This window comes from Rheinheimera mangrovi, from assembly GCF_003990335.1.
In the GTDB taxonomy this organism is placed as follows: domain Bacteria; phylum Pseudomonadota; class Gammaproteobacteria; order Enterobacterales; family Alteromonadaceae; genus Pararheinheimera; species Pararheinheimera mangrovi.
This window is the reverse complement of sequence record NZ_CP034683.1, coordinates 2,841,765-2,862,605: the sequence shown is the minus strand read 5'-3', so window position 1 is coordinate 2,862,605 and position 20,841 is coordinate 2,841,765. Positions and strand designations below refer to the sequence as shown.

General features: G+C 47.1%; 18 protein-coding genes and 1 riboswitch. Of the genes, 9 read left to right on the top strand and 9 right to left on the bottom strand.

The features are described 5' to 3' along the window. Positions 1–6: 6 nt before the first annotated feature. Positions 7–3,042, top strand: a complete 3,036-nt coding sequence (locus EK374_RS12795; RefSeq protein ID WP_233280248.1) for a ligand-binding sensor domain-containing protein — start codon at positions 7–9, stop codon at positions 3,040–3,042. Positions 3,043–3,104: 62 nt separating this feature from the next. Here EK374_RS12795 and dxs read toward each other — a convergent pair whose 3' ends face one another. The 3 genes from dxs to EK374_RS12780 are packed head-to-tail and all read right to left on the bottom strand — an operon-like array spanning position 3,105 to position 6,118. Continuing rightward, entirely contained in the window at positions 3,105–4,970 is a 1,866-nt protein-coding gene (dxs, locus tag EK374_RS12790) for a 1-deoxy-D-xylulose-5-phosphate synthase (protein WP_127024191.1), read from the bottom strand. 13 nt (positions 4,971–4,983) lie between these two features. After that, a complete protein-coding gene (ispA, locus tag EK374_RS12785; protein ID WP_127024188.1) occupies positions 4,984–5,871 on the bottom strand; it encodes a (2E,6E)-farnesyl diphosphate synthase in 888 nt (295 codons plus the stop codon). 1 nt (position 5,872) lies between these two features. Continuing rightward, positions 5,873–6,118: an exodeoxyribonuclease VII small subunit gene (locus EK374_RS12780; RefSeq protein ID WP_127024184.1), complete on the bottom strand. Its 246-nt coding sequence runs from the start codon at positions 6,116–6,118 to the stop codon at positions 5,873–5,875. A gap of 210 nt (positions 6,119–6,328) precedes the next feature. Between EK374_RS12780 and pomA the strand changes: the two genes are divergently transcribed. The 3 genes from pomA to thiI all read left to right on the top strand — a co-directional run bounded on the left by pomA (position 6,329) and on the right by thiI (position 9,611). Then, positions 6,329–7,102, top strand: coding sequence for a flagellar motor protein PomA (gene pomA, locus EK374_RS12775; RefSeq protein ID WP_127024181.1), 774 nt, complete (start codon positions 6,329–6,331; stop codon positions 7,100–7,102). A gap of 8 nt (positions 7,103–7,110) precedes the next feature. Continuing rightward, the gene (locus EK374_RS12770; RefSeq protein WP_127024178.1) at positions 7,111–8,058 is read left to right on the top strand and encodes a flagellar motor protein MotB; all 948 of its coding nucleotides are present in this window, start codon (positions 7,111–7,113) and stop codon (positions 8,056–8,058) included. An 89-nt stretch (positions 8,059–8,147) separates the two neighbouring features. Next, complete coding sequence (gene thiI / locus EK374_RS12765) at positions 8,148–9,611, top strand: tRNA uracil 4-sulfurtransferase ThiI (protein ID WP_127024175.1); 1,464 nt, start codon at positions 8,148–8,150, stop codon at positions 9,609–9,611. Here the strand turns inward: thiI and EK374_RS12760 are convergent. From EK374_RS12760 to EK374_RS12750, 3 genes are all read right to left on the bottom strand, one after another. Beyond that, complete coding sequence (locus EK374_RS12760) at positions 9,593–10,501, bottom strand: ketopantoate reductase family protein (RefSeq protein WP_127024172.1); 909 nt, start codon at positions 10,499–10,501, stop codon at positions 9,593–9,595. The genes thiI and EK374_RS12760 overlap by 19 nt on opposite strands. Then, the gene (locus EK374_RS12755; RefSeq protein ID WP_127024169.1) at positions 10,480–10,830 is read right to left on the bottom strand and encodes a VanZ family protein; all 351 of its coding nucleotides are present in this window, start codon (positions 10,828–10,830) and stop codon (positions 10,480–10,482) included. Before EK374_RS12755 ends, EK374_RS12760 begins: the two co-directional genes overlap by 22 nt. 416 nt (positions 10,831–11,246) lie before the next feature. After that, positions 11,247–11,729, bottom strand: coding sequence for a YajQ family cyclic di-GMP-binding protein (locus EK374_RS12750; protein WP_127024166.1), 483 nt, complete (start codon positions 11,727–11,729; stop codon positions 11,247–11,249). Positions 11,730–11,873: 144 nt separating this feature from the next. Continuing rightward, a riboswitch (cobalamin riboswitch) is annotated at positions 11,874–12,089 on the top strand. Positions 12,090–12,123: 34 nt separating this feature from the next. Between EK374_RS12750 and EK374_RS12745 the strand changes: the two genes are divergently transcribed. Next, a complete protein-coding gene (locus EK374_RS12745; protein ID WP_127024163.1) occupies positions 12,124–13,929 on the top strand; it encodes a TonB-dependent receptor domain-containing protein in 1,806 nt (601 codons plus the stop codon). Between the two features lie 32 nt (positions 13,930–13,961). On the opposite strand, the gene msrA is transcribed toward EK374_RS12745, so the two are convergent. Further along, the gene (gene msrA / locus EK374_RS12740; RefSeq protein WP_127024160.1) at positions 13,962–14,495 is read right to left on the bottom strand and encodes a peptide-methionine (S)-S-oxide reductase MsrA; all 534 of its coding nucleotides are present in this window, start codon (positions 14,493–14,495) and stop codon (positions 13,962–13,964) included. Between the two features lie 76 nt (positions 14,496–14,571). Here msrA and EK374_RS12735 point away from each other — a divergent pair, with 76 nt between their 5' ends. From EK374_RS12735 to EK374_RS12720, 4 genes are all read left to right on the top strand, one after another. After that, the gene (locus tag EK374_RS12735; RefSeq protein ID WP_127024157.1) at positions 14,572–15,573 is read left to right on the top strand and encodes an NAD(P)/FAD-dependent oxidoreductase; all 1,002 of its coding nucleotides are present in this window, start codon (positions 14,572–14,574) and stop codon (positions 15,571–15,573) included. Beyond that, positions 15,570–16,310: an SDR family NAD(P)-dependent oxidoreductase gene (locus tag EK374_RS12730; RefSeq protein ID WP_127024154.1), complete on the top strand. Its 741-nt coding sequence runs from the start codon at positions 15,570–15,572 to the stop codon at positions 16,308–16,310. The genes EK374_RS12735 and EK374_RS12730 overlap by 4 nt, the downstream gene beginning before the upstream one ends. A gap of 75 nt (positions 16,311–16,385) precedes the next feature. Further along, complete coding sequence (locus EK374_RS12725) at positions 16,386–16,763, top strand: PH domain-containing protein (protein ID WP_127024150.1); 378 nt, start codon at positions 16,386–16,388, stop codon at positions 16,761–16,763. A 444-nt stretch (positions 16,764–17,207) separates the two neighbouring features. After that, positions 17,208–17,768: an OsmC family protein gene (locus EK374_RS12720; RefSeq protein ID WP_233280247.1), complete on the top strand. Its 561-nt coding sequence runs from the start codon at positions 17,208–17,210 to the stop codon at positions 17,766–17,768. Positions 17,769–17,863: 95 nt separating this feature from the next. Here the strand turns inward: EK374_RS12720 and EK374_RS12715 are convergent, their stop codons facing one another. Both EK374_RS12715 and EK374_RS12710 read right to left on the bottom strand, forming a co-directional pair. Continuing rightward, positions 17,864–18,643, bottom strand: a complete 780-nt coding sequence (locus EK374_RS12715; protein ID WP_127024145.1) for an SDR family NAD(P)-dependent oxidoreductase — start codon at positions 18,641–18,643, stop codon at positions 17,864–17,866. A 141-nt stretch (positions 18,644–18,784) separates the two neighbouring features. Next, entirely contained in the window at positions 18,785–20,833 is a 2,049-nt protein-coding gene (locus tag EK374_RS12710; RefSeq protein WP_127024142.1) for a PAS domain-containing sensor histidine kinase, read from the bottom strand. Between the last annotated feature and the right edge of the window lie 8 nt (positions 20,834–20,841).

The window sequence follows — 20,841 nt, the reverse complement described above, 5'->3', positions numbered from 1 at the left end:
ATTTCTGTGCGTTTTGCGCTGCTGGTTTTTTTAGCCTTTTTTTCTGTTGCTGCATCCGGTCAGGGTCAGGCTGGTTCTATTTATGATTTTGACATCAAGCACTGGAACAGTGCGGATGGATTGTCCTCGAATTCAGTCAGAGCTATCAGTCAGGATCAGCAGGGCTATATGTGGATCGGCACTTTATATGGTTTAAATCGCTTTGATGGCCATCATTTCACCCAGTTCAGTACTAAAACCAGCCGTCAACTCGCCAGCAATTCCATCAATAAACTGCTTCTGGATCAACAAGGTTATATGTGGGTGGGCACTAAAGCCGGTTTATCTGGTTTTAATCCACAAAGCCTGAAGTTTGATCGGTATCCCATTTTAGCTGAGGTCACCTCTATTGTTGAGGTGGCTCCTGATGAATTATGGGTAGCCGCAGAAAATCTGTTTAAAGTAAAACAAGGCAAAGTCAGCCGGATTAACAGCATTAAAGAAGCTGTAGTACAGATGGAAATAGCCGGAGACTCGGTATTCGTTAGTACAGCCAGACATTTGTACAAACTCAGTCCACAAGGTGAAACTGAGCAAATTGCTTTGCCTGATGAGCTGCAACAACATCCGTTGTACGATTTAAATTGGTTCAACGATACCTTACATTTTGCCAGCGAGTCTGGTTACTTTCATTTAGACAAAACACAACAGATTGTTCGCTGCGCTATTAATGGGGTGGATAATACTGCTATCTATAAATTGTTCAGAGACAGCTCAGGCAATGATTGGATCTCCGGTTACAACAAGTTGTATCACCATCATGCCGGTCAGGAGTGGCAACACATCAGTTCTGAAGAGCTTGGAAGTTCGCCCTGGTTCAGCGATATTTTTGAAGACAGAGATCATAACATCTGGATGGCCAGTTTCAGCGAAGGTCTATATCGCGCTTCTCCTGGAAAAATGCGGCGGGTGGTTGGTGCGGGTCAACAGGATGTTGTGGTGCGCAGTGTGCGCTACTCAGCCCGCTTAAATAGCCTTTTAGTCGCTACCCAAACTAATGTTGGGCTGTTAAAGGCGAATCAAGACTTTCTTGAATTGGTCGATCATCAATCACTAGGACAAAGTACTGTGTTTGATTTATTCGACAGAAACAACCAGCTGTGGCTGGGGACTGACAGTGGCTTATTGCTTTACAACTTTGACGATCGCAGTGTCAGCCGGCCCTTTCAGGAATTAGCGAGCAGCGCTATTCGGGTTGTGCAACCTGATGCAGATAAGGGCCTGTGGTTTGGTGGAGCAAACGGACTTTATCACTATGACGGGAAAACACTGCAAGCCGCGCCATTTAATGCCGATTTAGAGTCTGGTTTTGTCACAGTGATTGAGCATCAGGGCCCGGATTTACTGGTTGGAACGACCAGTGGTTTGTATTGGTATCAGCAGGAAAAACTAAACAGAGTAGGCCTGGGAACGCCTTTATTTGGTGCTTATATCACTAGTGTTTTAACCTTGCCTGATCAACAACTGCTAGTTGCTACTCTGGATGACGGTTTGTTTATTAAAACAGCTCAAGGCCAATGGCAGCAATACGACAGCAGTAATGGTTTACCTTTGGATCCGGTGATCAGCTTATGGTATGACAAAGACAGAAATTATTTGTGGGCCAGCAGTTTAAAAGGGGTGTTCAGATTTAAACCTCCGGCAGCAAACGACAATGGCAAAGTACTGAGTTTCGAGTTGATCTTGTCACCTTACGATCGACAACTTGGCACAGCACCTGGGCGCTGTTGTAACGGCGCTGGTCACAGTAAAGTAGCTAATTGGCAAGGTCAGCTTTGGTATCCAAGTTTAAAAGGCCTGGTGGCTGTGCCTCTGCAATTAACTATGGCCCCCGACAGAGCTTTGCAACCCTTGTTACAGGATGTCACAGGCCAAAAGTCGTACTCTTTGTTACCTGATCAACATCAGTTGGTGCTGGAAACCTCGGATCGTAACATCAGTATTCGATACAGCGCGCTGGAATTTATCAAAGCAAATGCCATCGAATTCAGATATCAACTGAAAGGATTTGATCAGGAATGGCAGCAGGTTGGCCAGAGGCGGGAGGCTATTTACACAAATCTACCACCAGGACGCTATCAGTTTGTGGTGCAGGCCCGCTATTCCAGCCAGCTCTGGACTGAGCTGCAACAGCTACAGCTGGATTTGGTGGTGCCACGATTATTTACTGAGACTGTTGTATATAAAGGATTGTGGGCCTTGCTGGTCGTACTTGCTTTGTATGGTCTGGCCTGGTTGTGGCGTCGTAATGCCGTGATGCAGCAACAGGAGTTGAGTAAACTGGTGCGTCTGCGCACTGTGGAACTGGAAAACAGCAACTCGCGACTGAGTGAATTGAATGAGCAACTGTCGCAACTTACTCACAAAGACACTTTAACTGGCCTTAGAAACCGCCGTTTTCTATTTGAACAGTTGCCTAAAGACGTTGAGCAATATCAGCATAACAGAGACGCTATGTTGCAACAGGGCAAATGTATAGCCTTGCTGCAGCTGGATATGGATAATTTTAAATCAATTAATGATCTGTACGGCAATAGTGCCGGTGATAGTGTATTGCAGCAAATCAGTGGATTGTTGTTGCGCGAAAGCCGCGGGGCCGACTATGTGGTGCGTTATGCCGGTGAGCAGTTTGTTTTGGTATTACGAGACGTTGAATTTTCTACAGTTCGGGAAGTTGCCTTGCAATTGAATCAACTGGTTGCCAATGCGAATTTCCAGATCCCGGACGGCCGTACTGTGTCTTTGACCTGTTCTATTGGTTACAGCTGTTTTCCGCTGGAGCTTTTAGGAGGACAACTGATTTCCTGGGAAATCTCGTTACAGCTGTCTGAAATTGCCTTACGTAAAGTGAAACAATCGGGTCGTAATGGCTGTGCGACCTTGGGATTTGATCCTCAGGTCGATGCTTTTGAGTTTGAAGATTCAGGTCATATTGACGTACAGATCGAAAAGCTATTAGCCGATGGTGTGGCCTGGTTTGAAGTAAAAAGCTACCGCCCTTAGCCGTTGTTCTTGATGCAGAAGTAACGGGCGCGGGTAAACCGCGCCCCTACGAAAGAAAATAATCAGCGGGAAATAAAGGCTGCTACTTTGGCTTGGATACCTGTGCAGTCTAACCCTAGTTCAGCGTAAATTTGTTCCTGAGTACCGTGTTTGATAAAAATATCAGGCAGGCCGATATTCAGCAGCTTCACTGGCAACTGTTCGGCTATGCAGTATTCATTCACTGCAGAACCTGCGCCGCCCATAAGCGCATTGTCTTCAATAGTGACAAAGTGGCTGTGGGTTGTGGCAAGCTCAGCCAGCAGTTGCTGATCCAGAGGTTTCACAAAACGCATATCCACCAATGTGGCGTTTAATTGCTCTGCTACTGTATGGCAAGCCTGTAATAAAGGGCCAAACGCCAGCAAGGCTACTTTTTCGCCGCGACGGCGCACGAGACCCTTGCCCAGAGCTAATTCACTCATCACAGTTTCTGGCGCTTCGCCATTACCGCTACCCCGAGGATATCGCACTGCGGCAGGCCCTTTGTGCTTATAGCCGGTGTACAGCATCTGACGGCATTCGTTTTCATCCGAAGGCACCATAATCAGCATGTTTGGAATACAGCGCATAAAGCTCAAATCAAAAGAACCCTGGTGAGTTGGGCCATCGGCACCTACAACACCAGCACGGTCGATAGCAAAAAGCACATCCAGATTTTGAATTGCTATGTCGTGGATAAGCTGATCGTAACCACGTTGCAAGAAGCTGGAGTAAATCGCCACTACAGGTTTTAAACCTTCTATCGCCATACCTGCGGCCAAAGTCACAGCATGTTGCTCTGCAATAGCTACATCAAAATAACGCTCCGGATAGCGCTTAGAAAACTGGACTAAATCTGAGCCTTCGCGCATCGCAGGTGTAATACCTTGCAGCTTAGGATCCACTGCAGCCATATCGCATATCCACTGACCAAAAATATTGGAGAAGGTGGCTTTACCAGCTTTTTTAGCGGGCTGGCATTGTGCTGTTGGGTCAAATTTACTGACTGCATGATAACCAATAGGATCTTGCTCTGCCGGTAAATAGCCTTTGCCTTTTTTCGTCACCACATGCAGTAATTGCGGGCCTTTGAGATTACGCATATTACGAATGGTGTCAACCAGGCTTTTGACATCATGGCCATCAATGGGGCCTATGTAGTTAAAGCCCAGTTCTTCAAAAAAAGTACCAGGGGTGACCATACCTTTAAAATGTTCTTCAGCGCGGCTGGCTAGCTGATGTAAAGGTGGCACACCACTTAAAATCTTTTTACCGCCTTCACGCAGGCTGGTGTAAAAGTTCCCGGATAAAATGCGGGCGAAATAACGATTTAAAGCGCCAACATTCTCTGAAATCGACATTTCGTTGTCGTTTAAGATCACCAGCATATCGGGTTTGACTTCACCAGCATGGTTCAGCGCTTCAAAGGCCATGCCTGCAGTAATAGCACCGTCACCAATGACTGCAACCACCTTACGGTTTTTCTGCTCAGCTCGAGCTGCAATCGCCATACCTAAAGCTGCGCTGATAGAGGTACTGGAATGACCGACACTTAAGGTGTCGTATTCACTTTCTTCCCGCCATGGGAAAGGGTGTAAGCCATCTTTCTGGCGGATGCTGTGCATTTGATCGCGACGACCTGTCAGAATTTTATGAGGGTAAGCCTGATGGCCCACATCCCAAATCAGGCGGTCAAAAGGGGTGTTGTAGACATAATGCAAAGCAACCGTCAGCTCAATAGTGCCAAGACCTGAGGCGAAGTGGCCACTGCTTTGGCTGACGGTTTTCAATAAAAATGCCCGTAATTCGTCACTCAGAGCGGGTAACTCATCCTGTGGCAGCTGGCGCAAGTCGGCAGGCCAGTTGGCTTTATGAAGCAGAGGGAAATCCTGACTAGCTGATGTCATGAGAATGCCTGTATTAAAACTGTCGGGCAATAACGTACCGGGCCAACGCCACCAGTTCGTCTGTTGCATAAGGAAGTTCGCGTAAAGCGGCTAACGCCTCTTCAACCAATAAGTGTGCTTTTTGTTTCGCTTGATCTAAGCCCAATAAAGCAGGATAGGTGGCTTTATTAGCTTTTTGATCTGAACCTGCGGTTTTACCCAGTACCACAGTGTCGCCTTCGATATCAAGAATGTCGTCCTGCACCTGAAAAGCTAATCCTATGGCTCTGGCGTAACGAACTAAAGCATCTAAATGGGCGACATTATCCACTGGACTGGCCAGATAAGCAAAACGTACTGAACACTCAATCAAAGCACCGGTTTTTAGCTGATGCATCTGCTCCAGTGCTTCAACCGACATTTTCTGATTGGTATGAGCCAAATCAATAGCCTGACCGCCACACATGCCGTTGTAGCCTGCATGCAGCGCGAGTTGTTGCACCATAGTAAGAATACGTTGTGGCTGAACTTGTTGGTAGTCATGCTGGCTTAGTAGTTCAAACGCGAAGGTCTGCAGCGCATCGCCCGCCAGAATAGCGCTAGCTTCATCAAAAGCTTTATGGCAGGTGGCTTTACCACGACGCAAATCGTCGTTATCCATAGCTGGTAAGTCGTCATGGATTAAGGAGTAGGTATGTAACGCCTCAATAGCCGCCGCCGGGCCATCTAAATCTGCTAAAGAAGCGCCTAACATCTGACCGCAGCTATAAACCAAAAAAGGCCGCATACGTTTACCGCCCAGCAGTAAACTGTAGGCCATGGCCTGATGCAGCCGTGGGTCGGTCAGCGGCTTTTTATCTAATTGTTGTTGAAGTACCTGTTCCAGTCGTTGCTGGTACGAGGTTAAAGAAACTAACGTCAAATCATTCACCTTCGCTTGCTACAAAAGGTTCCAACTGATCTTGCCCTGCGTTCTGGACCAATAACTGGACTTTTTGTTGTGCAGCCTGTAGTTGCTGTTGACTGGTACGGGAGAGTTCGATACCACGCTCAAATTGTTGCAAAGCCTGATCAAGGCTTAAGTCGCCTTGCTCTAACTGTTGTACTATTTGCTCCAGCTCAGCAATGCTCTGCTCAAAATGGCTGAAATCTGTTTTCTTTTTTGTCATATTTTCGCCTGATAATGGGTGTCTGACCAAGCCCAGCGCGCTATTATGAGCAATCAGGACCGCGTTGGGAAAGGATAAATTTGTTTGAGGCCTGAATTTATAGTTAACTATCCCATACTTTTGCCGATAACTCACTATAAGCTAAGATAAAACCAGCGCTATGCTGGTATAAAACCAACTTTTTGCATTCAGTTTTCCGGGAGATACGCAGTGGATTTAGCAACCGTCATAGGATTGGTCTCGGTTATGGGGATGATGGGCTGGGCCATGTGGCTCAGTGCCAGTGGCAACATCGCCATGTTTTACGATTTTGTATCTATTGTCATCGTTTTTGGCGGTAGTATTACAGCTGTAGTGATCAAATTCACCTTTACTCAACTGGCCGATTCAATGAAAGCCGTGGGTAAAGCTTTTATGTTTAAAATTGAATCAGCAGAAGAGTTGATTGAAAAAGCGGTGCAATTGGCTGATGCCGCCCGTAAAGGCGGTTTTTTAGCCTTAGAAGAAGCAGAAATTCCTAATCCTTTTATGCAAAAAGGCATCAATATGTTAGTGGATGGCCACGATGCGGACGTGGTGCGCGGCACACTGGAAAAAGATATTGAATTAACCTACAGCCGACATAACACCGCTATTAGCGTGTTCAAGCAATTAGGTGATTTAGGCCCGGCTATGGGCATGATAGGTACCCTTATCGGTCTGGTCGCTATGTTGTCCAACATGTCTGACCCTAAAGCTATAGGCCCGGCAATGGCGGTAGCCTTATTAACCACTATGTACGGTGCTATTCAGGCTAACTGTATTTTTTTACCACTGTCAGAAAAAATGGCGGTGCGTAACGAAGAAGAAAAAACCAATAATCAGCTTATTCTGGATGCCATTATGGGCATACAGGATGGTCAGAACCCTAAAGTGATCGAAGGCATTTTACGTAATTACCTGGCTGCCAAGAAACGTGAGCCTGCAGCTCCGGCAGCGGAGTAGGAGTTAGTATGGATAAGTGTCCTAAGTGTCCACCTCCGGGGTTACCCGCTTATATGGGGACTTTTGCTGACCTGATGGCGCTTTTGATGTGTTTTTTTGTGCTGCTGCTGTCTTTTTCGGAAATGGATGTACTGAAGTTTAAGCAAATTGCAGGGTCCATGCAGTACGCTTTTGGTGTGCAAAATAAAATTGAAGTTAAAGATATCCCCAAGGGAACCAGTGTGATTGCGATGGAATTCCGTCCGGGCCGTCCTGATCCAACGCCCATTGATACCATCCAGCAACAAACTGTGGAAATGACGCAGCAAACGCTGAATTTTCAGGCGGGTAAAGAAGATGAAGCGGGTGGACGTCAGGAACAGCGGGAGGATAAAACCGGAGGTCAGTCGAGCAGTACCGCAGAAGAGCCTATGGAAGCAGTTGAAGCTGCTGCCACTGAAGTACAGGAACAAACCAACGAGCTGTTGAAAAAAATTGCTGAGCAGTTGGAAAAGCAAATTATGGATGGCGCTATTGAACTCGAATCTTTAGGCCAACAAATTATTATCCGTATTCGTGAGAATGGCTCATTCCCATCCGGCTCTTCGTTTTTACAGCCCAAATTCAAACCAATTATTCAAAATATTGGTACCTTGTTAAAAGATGTTCCAGGCGAAGTTACTGTTTCTGGCCATACTGATGGTGATCAGGTTTCTGATGAATTACATAGCAATAACTGGGATTTATCTGCTCAACGTGCTGTGTCTGTTGCTTCTGAAATGCTCAAAGCTCCAGGCTTTGATAAAAACCGTCTGGTGGTGGTAGGGCATGCTGAAACCCGTCCTTTGGTGCCTAATGATACGGAAAGCAACAGACGACGGAACCGCAGGGTTGAGATTTCTATTATGCAAGGTAAAGCAAAAGAGTCTGACCCTATCAGCCTGGAACCTGCAGCGCAGAGCAAGCCAAATCCGTAACTCCACTGAGTAATAACTGCAGCAATAAAAGCTAAACTGTTGTTGCAAGGCGCGCTATAATTCGCGCCTTTATTTTTTCAGCGAGTGATATGATGGAATTTTTAGTCAAACTGCACCCGGAAATATCGATTAAAAGTAAATCGGTCCGAAAACGTCAGACTATGCTTTTAGAGCAGAATCTGAAAACTATCTTGTTGCGGTTAGACCCATCCGTTGCCATCAAAAATAACTACGACCATTTGCTGGTGCAGGTGGCGTCCAATAGCCCTAAATTACGGCAGCAGATGATTGATCATCTGGCCTGTATTCCCGGCATAGTGCAGTTTATGGAAATGCAGTCGGGCACCTACACTTCACTGCATGATATTTTTGAACAAGTCAAAGCTGCGTTTACCGAAAAACTGGAAGGTAAAAGTTTTTGTGTGCGGGTAAAACGTACTGGCGATCATGAATTCAGCTCGCTTGAAGCAGAACGTTATATAGGCGGTGGTTTAAATCAGCATATCCCTTCTGCCCGCGTGCAACTGAAAAACCCGGATGAGGTGGTACGTGTGGAGATTAAACGTGACCAGCTGATTATTGTCAGTCAGGTGTTTGAAGGCATGGGCGGCTTTCCGCTGCCTAGCCAGAGTGACGTATTGTCGTTAATTTCCGGTGGCTTTGACTCGGCAGTAGCCAGTTACCTGATGATCCGCAAAGGCCTGCGTACTCACTATCTGTTTTTTAATTTAGGCGGCCCGGCCCATGAAACTGGCGTGCGGCAGATGGCTTTTTATTTATGGCAAAAATTCAGTTTGTCGCACAAAGTGAAATTTATCAGTGTTGATTTTGCCCCTGTGGTGACAGAAATTCTGGAGAAAGTTGATAACGGCCTGATGGGGGTTGTGTTGAAGCGCCAGATGATGCGAGCTGCTGCCATAGTGGCTGAACGTCTTGGCGTTCAGGCTCTGGTGACAGGCGAAAGTGTCGGGCAGGTGGCTAGCCAGACTATTGCCAATTTAAGTGTGATAGACAAAGCCACTGATACGCTGGTGTTGCGTCCGCTTATTTATCAGGACAAACAAGAGATCATTGATTTAGCGCGCAAAATTGGTGCTGAAGATATGGCCAAAACCATGCCTGAGTACTGTGGTGTGATTTCCAACAAACCCACCATCAACGCAGATTTAAACAAAGTACTGCTGGCGGAGCAACAACTGGATTTGGCGGCGTTGGAAAAACTGGCTTTGGATGCGAACGTGTTGGATATCCGCACTGTCGAGTTTCAGGCGGAGCAGCAAATCAACACAGTGCTGGATGAAAGCACTATGGCGTCCGACGCCATTATTCTGGATATACGCAGTCCTGATGAAGTAGATGTGAAGCCGCTAACTGGGGTTCGCCATCAGGTGCAACTGTTACCTTTTTATAAGTTGGCCAGTCAGTTTAGCCAGTTGGATCAAACACAGCAGTATTATCTGTATTGTGAACGTGGCGTAATGAGTCGTTTGCAGGCATTGTTATTGTCCGAACAGGGCCACACTAACGTAGGTGTTTATCGTGGTGATTTCTGAAGCAACAGCTGATAAATAGCCTGATGAGCGGGCAGTTGCAGTTGATGCTGCTCTGCCTGTTTCAGTAAGAATCCTGTGATATAGTCGAGCTCATTGCGGCGGCCTTTGGCAAAATCCTGCTGCATCGAGGAGTAATTGTCAGCGGTTTGCCTGATGACTTGCGTTACTCTGTTTTGAATCGCCTCAATGCTGAAATCTTGCCCTGCTGCTTTTGCTACCAACACAAACTCTTCAATCAATAACTCAACAGCTGCGGCATATTTGCTGTTGCTCAGCTCGCCATTTTTACATTGATGCAAAGCGGTGAGTGGGTTAATCACTGCATTTACTGCCAGTTTCTGCCAGAGTGCCGGCCAGATATCCGCCATCACCACCAGTGGACCCAACGCAGCTTGCATAGCCTGTTCAACACTCTGCTGCTGAGCAAGAGCCGCCTGATTAAGCGCACCCAATACCGACTGGCCCAGACCACTGTGGACTACTGTTGAATGATCAGGTTTAAAAGCGCCATGACTGGTACTTAAAAACCACAGTCCTTGTTCGGGTTTTAGCAGTGGTAACAGCTGTTCTATAGTACCCATGCCATTGTGGCTCAATACCAACTGTGCATTATCGCTCAGCAAAGGTAATAGCTGTTTTACTGCGTCCAGCACTGCATAAGCTTTTACAGGCAGAAGGATCGAAGAGTAGGGCTGTTGTATTTGACTGGGTAAAGAAAGGGACTGGGAACTAACAGCAGACTGAAAAACGAAATCGAAAGGCCCGGCAGTGCGCCGATGCAATTGCACCGGATAGCCAGCCAGATGTAAACGGGCTGCCGAGAGAAGGCCGATAGCACCTTCACCTACGACAGTCCAGAATGCGTGGGTTATTGTGTGCGGTTGCGCCATTTTTTTACAGCAAAATAGCACAAATAGAATACGGCTACGCCAACCAGATCGGCGACCCAATCTAACAATTCTGCGCGGCGATAGCTGGTTAAATAATTTTGCAGGAACTCAATGGCAACGCCATAACCGGCCATAATCAAGGCCGCTTGCCAAAGCTTAGGTTTATAACTCCATTGCAGCATAGCGGTCAGACAGAAAAAGACTAAAAAATGCAGGTGCTTGTCGTATTGGTTTAAGCTGATACCACTACTTTTAACTTCTGTCAGAAAACCAAAAGTGGCTGCGGTAAACACCAGCAAACAAATCGCATGGTAAAGATGACGCTTCACAAGATACTCTTCTTTAAAAGACCTGGCCGGATTGTATCAGTTTTACGATTACAATCTCCAGCTTGAAACAACGAGCCCTTGTATTCCTTTTTTCCTTTATGCAACCTGTTGTCAAACCTTGCTTAACAGGAAGTACGGAATAAGGTCGATAATCCGAACCGCGAATTGGCTGACCGCTCTGATTTTCGTGCTGTACAGGCCGCAGACCAATAGAAATGTCTGCAAGTCAGCACGACAGCTGAAGCTGATCTTCAGTGACTACAAACAATAGATAGTTTATTGTCAAAAGCGGTAAAACCCGGCTGGGCTTTGATCTGACAGACCATATTCAGGGCTTTTGAACCGGGAGGAGTTGCCTTTTTGTGATTCGGCGTCTCCTCCTGTTTAGGGGCAGATCAAACCTATCGAGAACGCAATTAGTCTCGGAAGTTCTTAAATTGGAACGGCTGCCCCAGGTCACTTCCTCTGACTAACTGCATCACAGCCTGCAGATCATCGCGTTTTTTACCTGTGACACGCAGCTCTTCTCCCTGAATGGCCACCTGTACTTTAATGCTACTGTCTTTGATTAATTTAATAACCTTTTTGGCTATCTCTTTGTCAATGCCTTGCTTGATAGTGATATGGCGGGTGATGTACTTCCCATGACGATCTTCTTTTTCAATTTTGAAACTACTTACATCTAACTGCAGCTTGCTTGCTTTTGTGGCAAAAATATCGAACAGCTGCATGACCTGCTGATCAGCTTCTGCGGTAAGCTCAATGTGCTCTTTGTTAAACTCAATTTTTGCGTCAACGCCACGAAAATCGAAACGGGTTTCTAGTTCACGTTTCGCATTCTCAACCGCGTTTTTTGCTTGATTCATATCAATTTCAGAAACAATATCAAATGAAGGCATAGCGTTCTCTTTTTTCCTTTGAAATTTATCAGGGCATTATAAGCGAAAGAATCCAAGGAGCGAACCTCATCGAGCTGTTTTCTGCCCTTATCGCTGATGGGAGACGTCTGGATTTCTATTGACATTATGACTGCGACCGCTACACTGACGCCGCGTTTTTCAGGTGCCCGCAGAATGTTGTTAACATTTGAGGGTGAAACGGGAATCTGGTGAAAACCCAGAGCTGCCCCCGCAACGGTAAAACAACAGAGAGCTTTGCTCTGGCTTGGATCAAACCACTGTCTTTGGATGGGAAGGGATCCCGGTTACTTTGAATAGCCTGTTGTCAGCCCGGAGACCGGCCTGAAAAGTTCATTCACTATTCAGGACGCGGTGGGCGTCTTTGGGAGATATCATGTTTAAAAAAACGTTGCTGGCGACAGTAGTCGCTGGTCTGCCTGCTTTTGTTTTTGCCGATAGCTCGGACGATCCGCTGGAACACATCAGTGTGTACGCCACTCGCCAGGCTCAGCCTGTGCATCAGATTTTATCATCAGTTACTGTATTAGACCGCGAGCAAATTGAACAAGCGCAAGTATCTGATTTGCCTGCTTTGTTGCGTCAGGTCGCAGGGGTGCAAATTAGTCGTTCCGGCGGTAAAGGCCAGACTAACACCATATTTTTACGCGGTGGTTCTGCCGGACACACCTTAGTACTGATTGATGGTGTTCGCACTGGCTCAGCTACTTTAGGTTATGCCTCTTTAGCTGAATTATCTCTGCAACAAATAGAACAAATTGAAGTTATTAAAGGGCCAAAAGCCGCTTTATATGGCTCTGACGCTATAGCTGGAGTGATCGCCATCACCACCCGTAAAGCAGATAACACCTCAGTGCAGTTAAAAACCGGCCGTTACCAAAGTCATGAAGCCGATATCGCCACCAGTCAGCAGTATGGTGATGTAACTGTTCGTGCGAATTTAGGCTGGTCCGACTCCGAAGGTTTTGATGTGCGTCCTGGCACCCAGGCTGACAAAGATGGTTTTGATCAGCGTTATGGTAAGTTAGGCGCTGAATACAATACAGCTTATGGTGTATGGTCTGTCGATCATAATGTACTCAGAAGCCGCGGTCAGTACGACTATGACCCGACGTGGGGCCCCGGCTCGGATCAAGTCGAAACTAAAACCAGTCAAAGTCGTTTAGGCTGGGCATTGGATGGTGATAAATCCCAACAGAAGCTGAGTATCTCTCGCAATCAGACGGAAGACTTAAACTGGGGCGAAGACAGTCCGGCCAGTTTGTTTGAAACTGAGCGGCAGGAACTGGATTACCAGTACAGCCGCCAACTGACGCAAAGCTTAACTGCGTTGACTGGTGTAAACTGGTATCAGGAAGATGTGTCAGGCAGCGATTTGGGCTATGACGTTGATTCTCGTATCAATAAAGCCATTTTTGCCGGTTTTAGCTATCAGTCAGGTGCCTGGTTGGCCGATGTCACGGGCCGTTATGATAAACAAAGCCAGTATGGTCATTCCAACACTTATGAAGTGGGTTTAGGCTATCAGCTGACCAACGAATTACTGCTTCGCGCCAGTCGCAGCAGTGCTTTTAAGGCGCCAAGCTTTAACGACCTGTATTACCCTTTGAGCGGTAACAAGGATTTAGCACCTGAAACTGCAACCTCTGATGAGCTGGGTTTACGTTACCGTGCTGGTGATGTGCAGATTGAAAGTTCCATTTATCAGCAGAACGTCAGTAACCTGATCCAGTGGGCTCCGGCAGCTGATGGCAACTGGGTGCCACAAAACGTCGGTGAAGCTAAAATTAAAGGTGCAGAGCTGAGTGTTAGTCACAGCTGGCAACAACTGCATCAGCAAGTCGCTTACAGTTACACAGATGCCAAAGATGAATCCACAGATGCTCCTTTAATTAAACGTTCTAAGCACACAGTGCATTGGCAGGGCGCTTATCAATGGCAAGACTGGCGTGTTTTTGTCACCTCTGATTATCAGAGTGATTTCCATACCGGCGATTTTTCCACACCACAACTGGGTGGGTACACCTTATGGGGCGCTGGCGTCAGTTACGAATTAAGCCGCGAGTTACAAATTTCGGCTAAAGCGGACAATCTGACCAACAAAGATTACTTGTATGTGCCTGGTTATGCTACGGCAGGTGCTGAATGGTCATTGCGTTTAAACTGGACACCTGATTTTTAATCGCCAGGGTCAGAGCCTTGGCTCTGACCCTATTAAGCCTTCAGTAAACTCACAAAAGTCTGGCGAAATTTAGCCAGCTTGGGTGTAATTAAGAACTGGCAATAAGGCTGGCTGGTGTTCTGCAAATAATAACCCTGATGATAGTCCTCAGCCGGATAAAAGGTACTGGCAGCGGTAACTTCTGTCACTATCGGCAAGTCAAATAACGGCCCTGCCGCTTTAATTGAAGCTATCGCCTGCTCACGTTGTTGTTCTGAGTGGTAAAACACTGCCGAGCGATACTGAGTGCCTATATCGTTGCCTTGACGGTTGAGCTGAGTCGGGTCATGCAAAAAAAATAACACCTGCAACAGCTGCTCAAAACTCACCAATGCCGGGTCAAACTCCACCTGTACAACTTCTGCATGGCCACTGGTGCCGCTACACACCTGACGATAATCCGGATTGAGTGTCTGGCCTCCCATGTAACCACTGGTTGCTTTGTTTACACCCTGAAGCTGATTCAGGGCTGATTCAATACACCAAAAACAGCCGGCGCCAAAGGTTGCTAGTTCAGTCTGACTCATGGGGTTACTCCGTTGTTGATCTTAAGCTTATGATACAGCGTAAAAGAGTTATGCATTCAAAAAAGAAAAAGCAGTGATGAAAAAAATAGCAGTGCTAGGTGCAGGACTTACCGGAGCCACTGTGGCAGCTACGCTGATTCAGAAAGGGTATCAAGTGACCGTTTTTGATAAAGGCCGTGCCGCTGGTGGCCGCATGAGCAGCAAAAGAACAGAGCAGGGTTATCTGGATATGGGGGCTCAGTATTTTACCGCCCGCAGTGACTCTTTTAAACAACAGGTCAAGTTGTGGCTTGACGATGGCCAGGTTGAGATCTGGTCCTGTAGTACAGCGCTGTTATCCTTGGCAGAAGGGCTTTCATCACTCAAAACATCAGAGGACGAGCAAGCCCGTTATATTGGCGTGCCTTCAATGCAAAGTCCGGTAAAGGCGTTATTACAGGGGGTGCCTCTGATCAATGGCTGCCGCATCCAACAACTTGATTATCAGCAGCAGAGCTGGACTTTGTTCAGTGACAACGGCTTAAGTTACACAGGCTTTGATGCAGTGCTGTTAACGTTGCCGCCAGCTCAGGTGCAGCAGTTAGTAGTTCAAAGTAGGCTGCCTGAACTTTTTGACTGCGCAGATGAGCTGCTGGAACCGTGCTGGGCTGTGGCTCTGCACACTGACGCCAGGCCTGCGCAGGATGCGATTTTTTGTCAGCATCCTAAATTAAGATTTATCAGTCATCAGCAACACAAAACGGGGCGTAAATCCTGTTACATCCTGCATTTTAATACAGCCTTTAGCGCTCTGTATCTTCATGAAGCAGAACAGTTCTGGTTTGCACAAGCCACTGCAATTTTGCGACAAGAGCTGCATATACACCAGGAAATCACCCCATTACTGGCGCACCGCTGGTTGTATGCCAGTCAAAACGAACAGGTCGCAGCACCGGGTTTAATTGCTCTGCCCAATTTGAAACTTTGGGCTGGCGGTGACTGGAGTTATGGCGGTCGGGTTGAAAACGCCTATCTGGCCGGATTAAATCTGGCGAATGCCGTGATTGAACAGGATAAGTCGCAGCAGGATACTCCATGAGCGCAGTGCTTATTATTGGCGCCAGTAGTTCGATAGGTACGGCTTTGGCAAAACATTATCTGCAACAAGGCTTGACTGTGATTTGGTTATCCCGCAGCGCCGCCGATTTTAGTGATCCCAGGCTTCAGGTGATCAAAGCACCCGCTTTAGCAGAACCCACTGACTGGGCTTCGCATCAGAGCTTTTTCAGCACTGTTATCGAAGTAGTGCAACAGCAGCAGGTGGGACTGATTTTTAACTGCATAGGTTGGTTGCATCAGGATGGTGAATTCAAACTCTTGCCGGAAAAAAGCTTAAGCCAAAGTTCCAGTGCCTTGCTGCGTAAAACTCTGCTGCTGAATCTGGAGCTTCCTGTCTTTTACCTGCGAGGCCTCTGGCCTTATCTAACCAAAACCCCTGGCATTCGGTATCTGCAATTGAGTGCCAAAGTGGGGAGCATCAGCGATAACCAGTTAGGCGGCTGGTATAGCTATCGTTCTGCCAAGGCGGCTCTGAATCAATGGATTAAAACGGCCAGCATAGAACTGAAGCGCAGCAATAAAACCGCAGCCCTGGTAACGCTGCACCCAGGCACGACAGATTCCGCTTTGTCAGCACCTTTTCAGCGCAATTTGCCAGCAGGGCAACTGCAAAGTCCGGCTCAGACCGCACAACATCTGGCAGAGGTTGCCCAACAGCTTCAGGTGGAGCACAGTGGTTTGCTACTGAATTGGGATGGCCTGGTTCTGGGCTTTTAACTCTTGCTGTTAGCATAAGGCAGAGATAAGCTCTGGCTTACCGGTTTTCATCACGTGCATTAACAAGGAATAAAAATGGGAATTTTTAGCGGTTTATTAGGTAATGCAGGCCAAATTGATTTGGCCGATATCGAGGCAGAGTTCAGCCAGATTTTATTGCCTGACGAAAAGCTGCAGCAAGCCTATAAAGTGATTCGCGACCTGATCGTTTTTACCGACAGACGTTTAATACTGGTGGATAAACAAGGTTTAACAGGGTCTAAAAAAGAGTTTATGTCGGTGCCTTACCGTTCCATAGTGCGTTTTAGTGCAGAAACCAAAGGCCATTTCGATCTGGAGTCTGATCTGCATATCTGGCTCAGCAGCACAGATACCCCAATCACAAAAACTTTTAATAAAGACGGCTCTATTTTAGATGTACAAAGAGCTTTGGCTTTGTACTGCTGCCGTTAATCTTTTAGCTCAGGCTGTTCAGCCTGAGCTGTTTTCCTTGCTGCGTTGTTAGTTTTAATACTTCCGTATAAGAGCCTTACCTAAAGAGACAATAGGCGCTCTGTCAACTTTGCTTAATACTCAGCTGGTAATTTTAACGGCAGGGTAAATGGCGCAAACCGCAGCCTATAAATGCCAATTGCTGACTTTATTACCTAAAGCCTGAACCTAATGGCCAGAACCTACTCTGACCCTGTTCTACCCATGCCGGTCCTTGTGCGTTTTATCTTTTGCACTGTGGTCTGATCGGTCACTGAAATCAAAGGAGACCATGATGAAAATTAAACGTAGTGCTTCAGTACGCTGGACCGGTGGCATATACCCAAGTGACCTCAAGATGCGAGTTTCAGAGCCGCTGGGCGTTTGCAATGCAAGGCAGCCTGGCGAAGCAATGTCGTCTACCTTGTGAGACAGGCTAACACCGCAGTGCAATCGTCCAGCGACTCCCGAAGGGCGGGTCTAAAAGCGCTTTATGCAGCGTTAACTGTTGTCGCTTTAGAACCACTAAAGCTTCCAACAGCTGCCTTGCCTAAAGCGTTTTTATCTCCCGCTGAATTCTGCATCTTGAAGTTACTTGGGTATACAGAAGGCCGTGGCGAAATATCCACCCAAACCGGTGCTTTATCGGCTTACCCTTATGGCTTTGCCAGTCGTTTTGAAGGTACACCAGGCAGTAATCCGGAAGAGCTGATAGGGGCGGCTCATGCGTCCTGTTTTACTATGGCTTTTACACTGATTTTATCCAAGGCAGGTTTTACTCCGGCTCAGCTGGATACTCAAGCCGTCGTTGCGCTGGAGCAACAAGGTGATGTGTTTGTTATCCCTTCTATTGCCTTAACTCTGAAGGCTGCTATTCCCGGTATAGATGAAGCCACGTTTAACGAACTGGCGACACTGGCCAAACTGAATTGCCCTGTATCCAAAGTATTAAATGCAGAAATCACGCTGGATGCAGAATTAGTCTGAATGCAGCGGGCGTAACCCTTTAAATCAATCGCCATCTGGCATTGATGCTGAACCCCGGAGATGTCTCCGGGGTTTTTTTAGGCTTTGTCACAGTATTATTCAGTGTAACGTTTGGCTGGATGTTGCAGTGATAAGTGGGGAGCCAAAGCGTACCGGGCTTGTAAAAAGGCCTGCCAGTCGGCCAGATCCGGCAAAGACGGAATGGTCACCAGCTCACCTTGATCCAAACCTGCCAGTGATGCATCGACCATATCACCGGCTTCCATAATCATGCCTGGGTCCAGGTGATTAATATCAAAACCTGCCCGTTCAAATATTTCGGTACGGGTAAGTCCTGGCAACACCGCCTGAATTTTTACCCCAACCGGAGCCAGTTCAGAGTGCATTCCCTGAGTTAATGCCAGCACAAAGGCTTTAGTGGCACTGTATACCGCATTAAATTTCTCCGGCAATAAAGCGACAACTGAAGCTATATTGACGATAGTGCCTTGCCCACGGGCTGAAAATACTTTAGCTGCGGCTAAGGTCAGTTGATGTAAACCCATTACATTGAGTTGGATCATGGTTTCCAGCTCGTTTTCGTTCGATTGCAATACGGCTCCTTCTGGGCCAATACCGGCGCAGTTGATCAGCATCGACAACTTAGTGTCTTTATAGATGCGTGCTACAGTCACACGCCAGCCTTCGGCTGAACTTAAATCGGCAGGCAGGCATTCAACCTTGATCTTGTAGGTGGAACTGAGTCTGTCGGCTAAGGCGGCTAAGCGCGCAGCATTACGTGCCACCAGAATTAAATCGTAACCACGTTTTGCTAAGCGGTCTGCATAAGTTGCGCCTATCCCGGAGGAGGCACCTGTTACAAGAGCTGTTGTCATTTGGGTTGTCCTGTTTTAGTCAATAAGGCTTGTCTGAAGACAAGGTGGTCATTGCATAAGATAGGAGTATTGAGAGGCCAAGGCATTAGTCCATCCGGGTGATTTCGCTCATACTTAGGTATGGCGTGCTCTGCAATTGCTTTAACTGAGTGGCAGCAACAACACAAAACAGGCGCCAACAGCGTTGTCATTGTTTTTGGCTTCAATAGTACCGCCAAGGGCTTCAATGATAGAGCGGCAAATCAGTAGCCCCATGCCCATTCCTGCGCTTTTGGTGGTAAAAAAACTGTCAAAGATATGAGGTAAGTGGTCCGGCAATATGCCCGGACCATTGTCGCTGATTTGCAGTTGCAGATGATGTTGATCGGCTAACAGGCTTTGAATATGGATGCCAGGCACTGTTTTTGATCCGTTGGTCGTTTTGCCGGATAAGGCTTGCATTGCATTCACCAGAATATTAATCAGCACCTGTTGCAGCTGAGTGCGGTCTGCCTGCAATGGCGGCAAACCTGGCGTCAGATCCAGTTCCAGTTGAATACGCTGGCTGCGAAGTTCATGTTGTAAAAACAACACCGACTCTTCCACACAGGCATTCAGATCCATCAGTTGTAGCTGCACTTTCGTATGGCTGGCCATAGCGCGAATTCGGCTGATAATGTCGGCGGCTCTGTAGGCGTCATTGACCATGCGCTGCATTAAATCACGGGCTTTGTTTAAATCTGGTTCTTGCCTGTTTAGCCAGCGCAAGCCGGTTTCACCATTGGTCGCTATGGCTGCCAGTGGCTGATTCACTTCATGGGCAATAGAGGCGGTGAGTTCACCCAGCATGGAAACCCGGGCGGCATGGGCCAATTCATCACGAAAATTATCGCGCTGATTACGATCTGCAACCCAGTCAGTAATATCCACTATAGTCAGCACCACCAGGCCCAGTTCCCTTAACGTAGCGGTAGAGGCAGATGCAAATAAAATATCTATTATTTTGCCATCCAGCCGACGTATTTTAGTTTCGGCCTGATAACCCGGTTCGCCGCGATAACCTGCTTCAATACTGCGCCTGAAGGTATCGCATTGGCCAGGGATCCAATAAGGCGTGACAGGGCCTAAAATTTCGGCTTTGGTTTTAGCGCCATACAAGGTCAGAGTGTAGGGATTGGCTTCGGCTATCCAGACCGCATCCATAGCTTGTTGCACAAATTCCGGATGCTCATCGATATAGGCTTTTAAGTCGGTAACGCCCTGAGCTTTTAAAGCTCTAAATAGCTGAGTCTGACGGCTGACATCCAGTTGCTGAAACGAAATGGCGGAGGCTTCAAATAATGTTCTGAATTTAAATTCACTTTTCATCAGCTCCCGCTCGGCCTGTTTACGTTGAGTGATATCCACTAAGGAGATAAACACTGTACCTGAGTCACGTAAGGCTGGGGAGGCGAACATGGAAAACTGCACATCGACTCTGCTGCCATCGAGTACCAGCATAAAGGTCTCGGCTTCGTACTTCGACTGACGCTGAAATCCAGCATTAATACTATTGCAAAAGGTATCGTTGTTATCGTTATTCCAATAGTTCACTACAGGGCCAAGCAGTTGTTCAGGCCGACTGGCCTTAAAAATCCGCATCGCTTCGGCATTCACTTTGACTACTGTGGAGGCCTGCATGGCTTGGGCTAAAAAGTCCGGGTTTTGTTGTGCATACAAAACTAAATCTGTAACGCCCTGAGCGCGTAACTGGACAAAGATCTGATTCAGCTCACTGGTATCTATCTCAAAACAGCCAACCGACATTGAATCAAACATAGCGCGGTACCGCAGTTCGCTTTGGCGTAACTCATCCTGAACCTGCTGGCTTTGAGTAATATCACGGCCGGATTCAATAATATCCAGCAATTGACCCGTAGCGCTATAACGGCAGGACCAACTGATCTTAATCAGTTTTAACTCGCCGCTTGCGCTAAAACGTTGTACCTGATGCTGTTGAGTGTTGGATTGCAGTGCCTGCAGCACATTAGCTATATCGGATGAACTGGTACAGCGTAGCAATGTACATACATTTTGCCCTAACGCATGCTTTGCACTCCAGCCATAAAGCTGCTCTGCCGCTTTATTCCAACCAGTAATAGTGCCTTCTGGCGTAAAGACTAAAACACTGAGCTGAATAAGGTTGAGGATTTCCATATCGTGCTGCTTCATCAGAAACC